The organism is Planktotalea sp. (assembly GCF_018607965.1).
Lineage (GTDB): Bacteria > Pseudomonadota > Alphaproteobacteria > Rhodobacterales > Rhodobacteraceae > Planktotalea.
This window is the reverse complement of the sequence record NZ_JABBAM010000130.1, coordinates 1-9,113: the sequence shown is the minus strand read 5'-3', so window position 1 is coordinate 9,113 and position 9,113 is coordinate 1. Positions and strand designations below refer to the sequence as shown.

Genomic DNA, 9,113 nt, shown 5'->3' with positions numbered 1-9,113 from the left:
TCCCAAATCAGGGAATTTACAGGAAGTGTCCCAAGAGTCCGTACATATCTACAGGATGATCAACGCGTCATTCTACATTGAATCGCTAAATAAACCATATTTATGCTTAAAATTTAGGCACCCCCTCGTGAATCGATAAATTTTTCAGCAAGTGCGTCGGAATTCATAAATCAATCGTTCCGGTATCTTTTGTTCTGACAGTCATCGTTCAATAGTCGCCCTGTCCGGAAACGGTCAATCAAATGCCACGCGAGGGTGCAATCCTGGCAGATAACGACCCCCGCATGGCTGCAACATGAAGCTGCGTGATCCTCATAGCATTCTGGCTTGGCCTTGCCTAGCTGAGGCACTTGGATACGTGGCGAAACTTAGGGGGTCTATCCTTTGACACTTCGTTCCACTCTGCTCTCCACATTATCCGCAAGCGTCCTATGTGTCGCTGGCTCTGCTGCATTCGCTGAATGTGCTGCACCGATCAAGGTTGGTGTTCTGCACTCTTTGTCCGGCTCAATGGCGATTTCTGAAACCACGTTGAAAGACGCAATGCTGATGTTGATCGAACAGCAAAATGCCAAGGGCGGCCTGTTAGGGTGCGCATTGGAAGCTGTCGTTGTTGATCCCGCATCCGACTGGCCGCTATTTGCTGAAAAAGCCCGCGAATTGTTGACTGTGAACGAGGTCGACGTGATCTTTGGAAACTGGACATCCGTTTCACGCAAATCCGTGTTACCCGTCATCGAAGAATTGAACGGATTGCTGTTTTACCCTGTGCAATACGAAGGCGAGGAATCCTCCAAAAACGTATTCTACACTGGTGCTGCCCCCAACCAGCAAGCGATTCCAGCAACGGATTACTTTCTTGAAGAGCTTGGCGTTGAAAAATTCGCCTTACTGGGGACCGACTATGTCTACCCGCGCACGACGAACAACATCCTTGAATCGTACCTGAAGGATAAGGGCATTGCTGTCGAAGACATCTTTGTGAACTACACGCCCTTTGGTCAATCTGACTGGGCCACAATCGTGGCGGATGTTGTTGCCCTTGGCGAAGACGGTAAGCAGGTTGGCGTGATATCTACGATCAACGGTGATGCAAATATTGGCTTCTATAAAGAACTGGCGGCTGCTGGTATTTCGGCCGATGACATCCCTGTTGTCGCGTTCTCTGTTGGTGAAGAAGAGCTGTCTGGCTTGGACACATCCAACTTGGTTGGCCACTTGGCTGCATGGAATTACTTCCAATCGGCGGAATCCGAAACGAACGATGAATTCATCGCCGCATGGAAGGCATTTGCTGGCGAAGAGCGCGTGACCAACGACCCAATGGAAGCCCATTATATCGGTTTTAACATGTGGGTAAATGCTGCGACGGCCGCGGGCAGAACTGACGTCGACGCAGTTCGTACTGCAATGTATGGCCAAGAGTTCCCGAACCTAACAGGCGGTAAAGCCGTGATGTTGCCAAACCACCATTTGGCCAAGCCGGTCTTAATTGGTGAAATCCAAGCGGACGGCCAATTCGACATCATCAGCCAGACGACTGAAGTTCCCGGCGATGCATGGACGGATTTCCTGCCAGCCTCAGCAGTATTGAAGTCTGATTGGAAAGATCTTGGTTGCGGCATGTACAATGTTGAGACAGAGACCTGTGTTCAGCTGACATCCAACTACTAAACCAACCTGTCAGGCGCGCAGCCCTTCCGCAAGGTCCTGCTGTGCGCCTGACAATACATAATTGAAAGTCAGCTGATGCGTTTCGCACTTATTGCTTTGATCCTCACGATTTGCAGCGCACCTGCTGCTACTGCTCAAAACCTCCAATCCATCTTACAAACCTTCACCACTGAAATAGCCAAGCCATCGCGAGGAACTGTCGGCGATACGCTTGATGCCATAGCGGCGTCAGGTTTGCCCCAAGCCACACCCTTTCTGGAACAGTGGTCCGAGAAAAACGTCTGGCAGCGCAATGATGGAATGTTCTTTATCGGACTGGCAAGCGGGGACACACTTGCGCTAACGGATATTGATACACAGGCCATATCCACCGCGCAAAAATCTGATTTCAAGCAGCTCAAGCCAAACGGTGGAGTGCGTCGTTTGATCGGGACAGCATTGGTACAATTCCAGCTTATCGACCCTGACGTGTCACGCCGAACAACAGCCGTAGCCTCGATTGCGCGTCGCCCAGAGGCTGCACAATTGGCTCCGCTTTTAGCATCCATTGACCCCGAAGTAGATGCCTCACTGAAGGCGCGTAAAATTCAACTGGCGAATTTTTTAACCGCTCGTTTTGCGGGCGGTCCCGTCGATCGTATTGCTGCCATTGATAGCCTGTCCACGGATACATCGGTGGAAGCGCGTGCTGTTCTTAATCTAATTTTGACGACCACGTCAGGTGTGGCGTCTGCGCAGCCCACAGGTAATATTGCGGCGATACTTGATCCTCTGGACGCACCCATTGTGTCGTATTTTGCGTTGGTTGACGCAGGTTTGGCCGTAGCCAAGCAAACGCCCGCTGACATCAAGCGTGCGCTTGAGGCTAACATCATCGACGGGCGCATTGCGGGGTTTCCTTTAGCGCAAATGGACAATGCAAAGACCCGCGAAGCCGCCTATGCTGCCTTGGTAGATGATGGAATGGTGCCCACGCTGATCACTGACACTTTGCGTGATGCAACTTTGACAGATCACATATTCTACGAGCTTTATGATGAACCCAATGCGACGATCACGGCAGCAGCAATATCTGCGCTTGCGGCTGTGGACACGCGCGTCGCAACTGCCAAAATCGCTGACCTGACATTGGATGCGCTGTCGCTTGCGTCGATTTTTTTTCTTGCAGCGATCGGACTTGCGATCACCTTTGGCGTGATGGGCGTGATCAACATGGCACACGGCGAATTCATCATGATGGGTGCCTACACAGGGTTTGTGGTGCAAACGTTTGTGTCCAATTACACAGTGTCGCTAATTATCGCGCTACCGCTGGCCTTTGCGGTCACATTCGGGGCAGGGGTCGTGATGGAACGGTTGGTCATCCGCCGTTTGTACCATCGCCCGTTAGAAACGTTGCTAGCGACATTTGGCATTTCGATTGCGTTGCAACAATTGGCCAAGAACATCTTTGGCACGCAAGCGCGCCCACTGACGTCACCTGACTGGCTGGCTGGGGCTTGGGTATTCAATGACGTCATCCAAATCAGCTATATTCGCATTGCTATCTTTGTTCTTGCTCTCATGTTCCTCTGTCTGATCATCCACATTCTTAAACGCACGCGGCTTGGACTTGAGGTGCGCGCAGTCACGCAAAACCCCGGTATGGCCTCATCTATGGGGATCGACCCCGACCGGATCAACATGATGACCTTTGGGCTTGGGTCCGGCATTGCGGGCATCGCGGGGGTTGCCATCGGGCTCTATGCGAAGGTCACATCCGAGATGGGATCTGACTACATCGTACAAAGCTTCATGACCGTTGTCGTGGGCGGGGTTGGCAACGTCTGGGGTACGCTCGCGGGGGCTGCGATGATTGGCTTTGGCCAAAAAGGGATCGAGTGGCTTAACCCATCCAACACGCTTGCCGCTCAGACATACATGATCCTGTTTGTCATTCTATTCATTCAATTCCGGCCCAAGGGCATCGTCGCCCTTAAGGGCCGTGCGGCAGGAGATTGATCATGCAAAACACGTTCATCGCCAAAAACCCATCCGTGTTGTGGTTCCTGTTGGGCCTTTCCATTTTCACAGTTGTTGTGTCTATTCTGAGCGAGGCGGCGGGCACCGCGTTTATATCGACCTCATTCCTGAAAACTCTGGGTAAGACGTTGTGCCTGTGCCTTGTTGCAATCGCAATGGATGTCGTTTGGGGTTACTGCGGCATTCTAAGCCTTGGTCATTTCGCATTCTTCGGGATTGGGGGCTACGCCATCGGCATGTGGCTGATGTATGATCGCACCAAAGACATCGTCGTCTCATCGCTAGAGAACAACATCCTGCCACCTACGCCAGAAGAAATTACGACAGCAATTGGCACTCAGATATTTGGTGTCGTCGGCAGCACTGATTTCCCTGTAATTTGGGCGTTCTCTCATTCACTTAGTTTGCAACTGCTTGCTGTGGTTTTTGTGCCGGGGGTGCTGGCATTGGTGTTTGGTTGGCTTGCGTTCCGCAGCCGCGTGACGGGTGTTTACTTGTCAATTTTAACGCAAGCGATGACCCTCGCGTTGTCACTGTATTTTTTCCAAAATGATTCTGGCCTGCGCGGCAATAACGGACTGTCGGGTCTTCAAAACATTCCGGGTTTAGAGGCGGTATCGCAAGCGACCCTTTCGCTGTGGTTTTTCTGGGCCTCTGCTTCGGCCCTTGGCGCGGGCTATCTTCTGTTCGCATGGATGACGTCTGGCAAGTTCGGATCGGTCATCCGCGCCATTCGCGACAATGAGGCGCGCGTTCGATTTTTGGGCTATCACGTCGAAAGTTATAAACTGTTCATCTTTACCATCACGGCCATGGTCGCGGGCGTCGCAGGTGCGCTGTATTATCCGCAAGCGGGCATCATCAACCCTGCCGAAATAGCGCCCATCGCGTCGATTTACTTGGTTGTTTGGGTCGCCATTGGTGGACGCGGGCGGCTGTATGGCGCCGTGATCGGCGCTGCTGTCGTGTCGTTAATGTCGTCGTGGTTCACAGGTGGCAGTGCACCAGACATCAATCTTGGAATTTACACTGTCAAATGGACGGACTGGTGGCTGGTGCTGCTGGGAGTGACATTTGTCGCGGTCACATTGTTCTTCCCCAAAGGGATTGGCGGTCTGTTTGATCTTCTGGCACGAAAGGAAAAACAGTCATGAACACACTTTTTGAGGTTTCTGGCGTCTCGGTTAGCTTTGACGGGTTCAAAGCGATCAACAACCTGTCGATCCAGATAGGGGAGCCTGAATTGCGCGCCATTATCGGCCCGAATGGAGCAGGCAAAACCACTTTCATGGATATCGTCACGGGTAAAACGAAACCTGACGAGGGGTATGTTATCTGGGGTGAAAAGTCAGTGTCCTTACTTGGCATGTCCGAAAGTCAAATCGCCCAAGCTGGCATCGGGCGCAAGTTTCAAAAACCCACCGTATTCGAGGCGCAAACCGTACGTGAAAATATCACCATGGCGCTAAAAAATCCAAGGCGTCCGTTTGATCTTTTGTTCAATCGTGTGGCGACCGACACCGAGGATCGCGTGCGCGCGATCAGCGATGAAATCGGCCTGACCGATGCACTGGAACAAACATCCGGGGCGCTCAGCCATGGGCAAAAACAGTGGTTGGAGATCGGCATGCTCTTGGCGCAAGATCCGCGACTTTTGCTGGTCGATGAACCTGCGGCAGGCATGTCTGCTGTTGAACGTGAACAGACCACCGACATCCTTGTGCGGGCGGCCAAGACCCGCGCTGTGGTTGTGGTCGAGCATGACATGGACTTTATCCGCCGTCTGAATTGCAAGGTGACTGTGCTGCATCAAGGATCGGTTTTGGCCGAAGGATCACTTGACCACGTCACGAAAAACCAAGACGTCATTGACGTCTATCTGGGGCGATAGATCATGTTGACGATTCAAAACCTGACCCTGAAATACGGGCAAAGTCAGATCCTCAATGGGGTATCACTAAGCGCAAAAGCAGGTGAAGTGACCTCCGTTATGGGCACGAATGGCGTGGGCAAAACGAGCCTACTGAAAGCGATCGCAGGCCGTCATCCATATGCAGATGGGACCATTGTTCTGGATGCAATGCCACGATCACATCTGACTGCATTTGATGCGGCCAAAGCGGGCATTGCTTATGTCCCGCAGGGCCGTGAAGTCTTCCCAATGATGACTGTTGTCGAAAACCTTGAAACGGGTTTTGCCTGCCTAGACAAGGCGGATCATGTCGTTCCAGATCACATCTATGATTTGTTTCCTGTGCTCAAGGATATGGCGGACCGTCGCGGCGGCGACCTATCAGGAGGGCAGCAACAGCAGCTTGCCATAGCCCGCGCTTTGATCACACGCCCCAAAGTTCTCCTGCTTGATGAGCCAACTGAAGGAATCCAGCCCAATATCATCCAGCAAATCGGACACGTCATTCGCACCCTATGCGACCAAGGTGATATGGCCATTGTGCTGGTTGAGCAGTTTTTTGATTTCGCTTTCGATCTCGGGGATCAGTTTACGGTGATGAAACGTGGCGAAATTTCATTTGAGAGCCGTGCAGAGGGATTGGAAAGACAGACGTTATTCGATGCGGTTATGGTCTAGTCAGGTGCGTTGAAACCACCGATCTGTGAGAGCAGATCAATGACTTGTGCCGGACCTTTACCGCCACGCAAATTGGTGAACACAAACGGCTTATCACCGCGCATCCGCTTTGCATCGCGCTCCATCACGTCAAGTGATGCGCCCACGTGCGGGGCAAGGTCCGTTTTGTTGATGACCAGAATGTCAGACTTGGTGATCGCAGGACCGCCTTTCCGCGGAATTTCTTCGCCAGCGGCCACGTCAATCACATAGACAGTCACATCAGCCAGTTCGGGGCTGAACGTGGCCGACAGGTTGTCACCGCCGCTCTCGATGAGGACAATCTCAAGATCTGCGTGCCGTTTGCGCATCTCGGCAATCGCCGCCAAATTGATCGATGCATCCTCGCGGATAGCTGTATGCGGGCAACCGCCCGTTTCCACACCAATCACACGATCTTGGGGCAGGATTTGCATGCGCATCAACGCCTCTGCGTCTTCATGGGTATAAATGTCATTGGTAATGACGCCGATTGAAAGATGCGGATGTAGCACGCGGGCAAGCGCCGCAGTCAGGGTGGTTTTTCCAGCGCCCACTGGGCCACCGATCCCGATGCGCAAAGGTCCGTTTTGTGATGCCATTGAATTAGCTCCGAAAAATGCGTGAATATTGGGTTTCATGGCGCATAGCCGCGATATCAGACAGCCAAGCAGTATTATATAGATCATCCAATGTTGTACCGCACAATTGCGCAGCAATTTGCACGCAACGCGGTTTCAGCGCGACTTGTGTTTTTTGTCCGTCTACTTGCCCTAAAGGGACCAAGCGCATGGCGGCGGCTGTCAAATTGCTGATGAAAGCCTGAAGGTACAGTGCTGTTGTCAGTTCGACATCAAGATCCAGAATGGCGGCAAGCCGCCCTACGGCGACGGGATAACAAAGGCGTCCAAGACTTTGGCCCCAAACCGCCTGAACCGTGTCGCAGAACGCGGCCCCCTGTAGGTCGGTTTCCATCAGGCGTTCAGATGAGGCCGCGAAGGCGCGCGCTGTGGCGTCGATTGCTGGATCATCAGAGGCATAGGCGGCGTTCAGCAGCACAGCATCGCAGCGCGCTCCACCGCTTTCAAGAAGGTCTGACATCCATGCCCGCAGGCTTTCTGCATCGCTGATTGCACCCTCGTTGATCGCTGTTTCCAGCCCATGTGAATAGGCGAATGCACCCACCGGGAAGCTGGGCGATAACAGTTGTGACAATGTCAAAACATCAGTGGTCATGGGCGGTGTGACCGTGGGCGTGACTGTGTGTGCGGCCATGGCCATATGCGCCACCTTCGGGGGTAAAAGGTTCAAACACCTCGGTGACCGACGCGCCGAGGTGTTCCAGCATATGCCCGATGACTGGATCATGCTGAATGACCAAGCGGTCAATTTCGATTTGGCAAGGGGTGTGGCGATTACCGATGTGCCATGCCAATTGCACTAAATCACCCGTGATTTGTAGCAACTGCTCTTTGGCTGCGATGACCTCGATCAGGCGACCATCAGCAAGTTCAAACGCGTCACCATGGTTAAGCGAAGTGGTGTGCGGCAAGTCGACCAGAAGATCTTCTTCATGTGCAGTTTTTATGACTTTACGTCGCAAAAATCGCTCATCGTAGGTCAGGGTGCACTGCTCAAATGCGCCAGACCATGTACCCGCTTTGCGGATCGTTTGCGTATTGAAGTCAGCCATCAGAACAAGAAATACCGCTGTGCCATGGGCAGTTCCGTGGCGGGTTCACAGGTCAGCAATTCACCATCCGCGCGCACCTCGTAGGTTTCGGGGTTTACCTCCATACGGGGCGTTGCTGTGTTCAAGATAAGATCGGATTTGCCAATGTTGCGGGTGTTCTCAACAGCAACAGTTTGCTTGGCCAAACCTAATTTGTCCCCGATCCCATCCGCTTGAGCCGCCGCAGAAACAAAGCAGACAGCAGAGTGTTCGACTGATCGCCCAAATGCCCCGAACATGGGCCGCGAATAGACGGGCTGCGGGGTAGGGATCGACGCATTTGGGTCACCCATTTGTGCACAAACAATGGTGCCAGCCATCAGCACCATTTCAGGTTTTACGCCAAAGAATGCAGGGTTCCACAACACCAGATCGGCGCGTTTACCCTCGGCGATGCTGCCGATTTCGCGGCTGATCCCATGGGCAATTGCAGGATTGATAGTGTATTTCGCGATATATCGACGAACGCGGAAGTTGTCATTATCACCGGTTTCCTCTGGCAGACGTCCACGCTGTTTCTTCATCTTATCAGCCGTTTGCCATGTGCGGATCAAGACCTCGCCCACGCGCCCCATGGCTTGGCTATCCGACGCGATGATCGAAAACGCGCCCATGTCGTGCAGAATATCTTCGGCGGCAATGGTCTCGCGGCGGATGCGACTTTCGGCGAAAGCCACGTCTTCTGGGATGGATTTGTCGAGATGATGACACACCATCAGCATGTCCAGATGTTCCTCCAACGTGTTGACCGTATAGGGCCGCGTTGGGTTGGTTGAGGCGGGGAGCACGTTTTCGTCGCCGCAGATCTTGATAATGTCGGGCGCGTGGCCACCACCAGCCCCTTCGGTATGGAATGCATGAATGGTGCGGCCTTTGACGGCTGCCATGGTGTTTTCCACGAAACCCGATTCATTCAGCGTATCGGTGTGGATCATCACCTGTACGTCCATGTCATCGGCCACGGACAGGCAGCAATCAATCGCCGCAGGGGTCGTGCCCCAATCCTCGTGTAGCTTCAGTGAACAGGCCCCACCTTTGACCATCTCGACCAAGGCGTCAGGCTGGCTTGCGTTGCCT

At 53.0% G+C, this 9,113-nt stretch carries 9 protein-coding genes; 5 read left to right on the top strand and 4 right to left on the bottom strand.

Annotated features, from left to right (window positions below):
- Positions 1-384 precede the first annotated feature (384 nt).
- From urtA to urtE, 5 genes are all read left to right on the top strand, one after another.
- Positions 385-1,674 (top strand): urea ABC transporter substrate-binding protein, encoded by a 1,290-nt coding sequence (gene urtA / locus QZ279_RS12165; protein WP_293451229.1) that lies wholly within the window; start codon positions 385-387, stop codon positions 1,672-1,674.
- Positions 1,675-1,749: 75 nt separating this feature from the next.
- Positions 1,750-3,675 carry an urea ABC transporter permease subunit UrtB gene (urtB, locus tag QZ279_RS12160; RefSeq protein ID WP_293451227.1) on the top strand — a complete coding sequence of 642 codons (1,926 nt, stop codon included), beginning with the start codon at positions 1,750-1,752 and terminating at the stop codon, positions 3,673-3,675.
- 2 nt (positions 3,676-3,677) lie between these two features.
- Positions 3,678-4,850, top strand: coding sequence for an urea ABC transporter permease subunit UrtC (urtC, locus tag QZ279_RS12155; protein WP_293451225.1), 1,173 nt, complete (start codon positions 3,678-3,680; stop codon positions 4,848-4,850).
- Positions 4,847-5,587: an urea ABC transporter ATP-binding protein UrtD gene (gene urtD / locus QZ279_RS12150; RefSeq protein ID WP_293451223.1), complete on the top strand. Its 741-nt coding sequence runs from the start codon at positions 4,847-4,849 to the stop codon at positions 5,585-5,587. Before urtC ends, urtD begins: the two co-directional genes overlap by 4 nt.
- A gap of 3 nt (positions 5,588-5,590) precedes the next feature.
- Complete coding sequence (urtE, locus tag QZ279_RS12145) at positions 5,591-6,286, top strand: urea ABC transporter ATP-binding subunit UrtE (protein WP_293451221.1); 696 nt, start codon at positions 5,591-5,593, stop codon at positions 6,284-6,286.
- Here urtE and ureG read toward each other — a convergent pair.
- The 4 genes from ureG to QZ279_RS12125 all read right to left on the bottom strand — a co-directional run.
- Positions 6,283-6,906: an urease accessory protein UreG gene (gene ureG / locus QZ279_RS12140; RefSeq protein WP_293451219.1), complete on the bottom strand. Its 624-nt coding sequence runs from the start codon at positions 6,904-6,906 to the stop codon at positions 6,283-6,285. The two genes, urtE and ureG, sit on opposite strands and share 4 nt — an antisense overlap.
- A 4-nt stretch (positions 6,907-6,910) precedes the next feature.
- A complete protein-coding gene (locus QZ279_RS12135; protein ID WP_293451231.1) occupies positions 6,911-7,540 on the bottom strand; it encodes an urease accessory UreF family protein in 630 nt (209 codons plus the stop codon).
- Positions 7,530-7,997: an urease accessory protein UreE gene (locus QZ279_RS12130; RefSeq protein ID WP_293451217.1), complete on the bottom strand. Its 468-nt coding sequence runs from the start codon at positions 7,995-7,997 to the stop codon at positions 7,530-7,532. Before QZ279_RS12130 ends, QZ279_RS12135 begins: the two co-directional genes overlap by 11 nt.
- Positions 7,997-9,113, bottom strand: a 1,117-nt coding sequence (locus QZ279_RS12125) for an urease subunit alpha (protein WP_293451215.1), incomplete at its 5' end; no start/stop codon positions are given. The genes QZ279_RS12125 and QZ279_RS12130, both read right to left, overlap by 1 nt.

Coding starts and splice junctions, on each gene's coding strand:
- urtC (WP_293451225.1), top strand. CDS start 3,678: ATGCAAAACACGTTCATCGCCAAAAACCCATCCGTGTTGTGGTTCCTG.
- QZ279_RS12130 (WP_293451217.1), bottom strand. CDS start 7,997: ATGGCTGACTTCAATACGCAAACGATCCGCAAAGCGGGTACATGGTCT.
- urtE (WP_293451221.1), top strand. CDS start 5,591: ATGTTGACGATTCAAAACCTGACCCTGAAATACGGGCAAAGTCAGATC.
- urtB (WP_293451227.1), top strand. CDS start 1,750: ATGCGTTTCGCACTTATTGCTTTGATCCTCACGATTTGCAGCGCACCT.
- ureG (WP_293451219.1), bottom strand. CDS start 6,906: ATGGCATCACAAAACGGACCTTTGCGCATCGGGATCGGTGGCCCAGTG.
- urtD (WP_293451223.1), top strand. CDS start 4,847: ATGAACACACTTTTTGAGGTTTCTGGCGTCTCGGTTAGCTTTGACGGG.
- QZ279_RS12135 (WP_293451231.1), bottom strand. CDS start 7,540: ATGACCACTGATGTTTTGACATTGTCACAACTGTTATCGCCCAGCTTC.